Origin of the sequence: Myxococcus llanfairpwllgwyngyllgogerychwyrndrobwllllantysiliogogogochensis, assembly GCF_006636215.1 — a bacterium.
In the GTDB taxonomy this organism is placed as follows: domain Bacteria; phylum Myxococcota; class Myxococcia; order Myxococcales; family Myxococcaceae; genus Myxococcus; species Myxococcus llanfairpwllgwyngyllgogerychwyrndrobwllllantysiliogogogochensis.
In genome coordinates this window covers 1-1,314 of record NZ_VIFM01000536.1, presented here as the reverse complement: position 1 = coordinate 1,314, position 1,314 = coordinate 1, and the positions used below count along the sequence as shown (strand labels likewise).

At 69.9% G+C, this 1,314-nt stretch carries 1 protein-coding gene; it reads left to right on the top strand.

Annotated features, from left to right (window positions below):
* Nucleotides 1–355: 355 nt before the first annotated feature.
* A partial coding sequence (locus tag FJV41_RS49150) for a sensor histidine kinase (RefSeq protein WP_141649509.1) occupies nucleotides 356–1,314 on the top strand: 959 nt, incomplete at its 3' end.

Here is a 1,314-nt window from a genome sequence, read left to right as displayed (position 1 = left end):
GGGTGGCGGTGAGGGGGGGCGTGGTGCTGGGACGGAGCAGGAACGCGGCCACGCCGGGGACGGCGAGTCCCAGGGCGATGAGCAAGGCCGTGCCGATACCTGTGACACGGAGCCCTCGCGCGGCCTGGCTCGGAGGAGGGGCGGTGTCGGGTGTGTCGTCCAATGCGTACAGAGTGCCGGCGCGCACATGGGATGACGGTGGAGACGGCGGGCGTGTTTCATCGGGCTCGTGGCCCGGAGTGGTCCTGTTCACGGAGCGCGAGCAGCATAGCCGAAGCACGTGTTTCGCTTCGCGGGGGGCTCTCGAAACCAGGCGCTTCCGCTACGCTGCGTCACCGTGGCCGCGAGGGATGCCGTGAACCAGGGGGAGGCGCCGGACGCGCGAGCCCCGATGCGTGCCCTGTCCCCTCGGCGCGTGTGGATGTTCGGCATGGGCGCGGGATTGCTCGCCGCGCTGCCTCATGCGGTGAGCGCGTATGCACTCGAGCCTCGGGACTTTGGCTTCAAGCTGGCGCTGGCGATGGTTCCCTACAGCGTCTGGGCGCTCCTGGGGCCTCTCATCCTGGCCACTTTTCGCCGTGTAACGCGCGATGCGACTCCTGGGGTTCGCGAGGTGGGGCCGCTTGTCGCCATCGGGAGTGGCTTCGTCCTGGTGCATGCGCTCCTGCTCGCCCTGGTGCGCTCCGGGCTGGAACAGTGGGCCGCCCGGGGCGTGGCGTTCAGCGAGGGGCTGCGAGCGCTCCTCCTGGAGCGGGGAGCGCTGGGATATTTTGAGTACCTGCTGTTTCTCGCGGCCTGGGCGGCGCTGAACGCGGTCCGTCGGGCGCGGGAGCGGGAGCTGGCGGAGTCCCGGTTGATGGCGCGGCTGGCCGAGTCCCGCCTCCAGTCCCTGCGCGCGCAGTTGGATCCACACTTCCTCTTCAACACGCTGAACGCCGTCGTCGGGTTGGTTCGCCAGTCGCGCAACCCGGAGGCCGTGGAGGCGCTCGTGGAGCTGGGGGATTTGCTGCGGGCCAGTCTGGAAGGACGTGGGGACCACGAGGTGCCGCTGTCCGAGGAGCTGGAGCTGGTCCGCCGCTACCTGGGCATCGAGCAGCTTCGCTTCGGTGGACGGCTGGAGTCGCACCTGGAGCCGGAGCCAGAGACGTTGATGGCTCGGGTTCCCGCGCTCGTCCTTCAGCCACTCGTCGAGAACGCCATCAAGCATGGGACTTCGCGGCGTGCGTCTCGAGGGCACGTGTGGGTGCGGACCTGGCGCCGGGGGGACAGGCTGGTGCTCGAGGTGCGGGATGATGGGCCGGGACTTCGCGCGGG